At 39.7% G+C, this 718-nt stretch carries 1 protein-coding gene; it reads right to left on the bottom strand.

The window, feature by feature from the left end; all coding sequences use genetic code 11:
* On the bottom strand, nt 1-699 hold a 699-nt coding region (locus tag HMPREF2613_RS06390; RefSeq protein WP_070479768.1), incomplete at its 3' end, for a GH25 family lysozyme.
* Nucleotides 700-718 lie beyond the last annotated feature (19 nt).

Here is a 718-nt window from a genome sequence, read left to right as displayed (position 1 = left end):
CATGTAGCCTGAGTTGTCGAAGTAATACCAGACATCATCAATTTTTTCAAACTTCTCTTTTGGATAAGATCCGTCTTCTCGAACGTACCAGTAGCCTGTATCATTTCTTTTCCATTGTGACTTGGCTTCTTCGTCATCTAGTAAAACAATGTTTTTGTCGTACGGATTTGAAGAATATTGCCACCAGCGGATCCCGTCCAAGCTTGGAAAATACTCAAAATCAGCATTTCCATCGTTTAACCCATAGCCGGCAATCCAAAGACTGTTTGGAAATTTCTCAAGAATCTGCTCATAATAGATATTATTGAGCGTAAATGGCTTATAGCTGTAATAGATTGGCTCATAGCCATTTTCTTTGAGGATTTCCATGAAGCGAATACAAGCATCTGTATTTGCCTGTTTATCTCCGCTAGCGTGATCTTCGTAATCAAGACACAAGTATTTTACTTTTTGAGGTACATTATCAAGGAAGTAGCGTGCCTCTCGTTCTGCCTCGTCTGCATCTCCTCCAAACCAAGCAAAGTGATAAAAGCCGACAGGGTTTGATTGCTCGACCTGTGCGGACAGGCAAGGGTTGATATAGCTTGTACTTTCAGAAATTTTGATAATAGTATTCTGTGTACCCATGTCAGCCAAAATACCTGTAATATCGTATCCATTGTGGCTAGATACGTCGATGAATAAGTCGTTTTTTTTCATTTGTTTATTCCCCTTTCCA

Source organism: Streptococcus sp. HMSC070B10 (genome assembly GCF_001808665.1).
In the GTDB taxonomy this organism is placed as follows: Bacteria; Bacillota; Bacilli; order Lactobacillales; family Streptococcaceae; genus Streptococcus.
The sequence above is the reverse complement of the archived record's forward strand: the minus strand, read 5'-3'. Positions and strand labels throughout refer to the sequence as shown.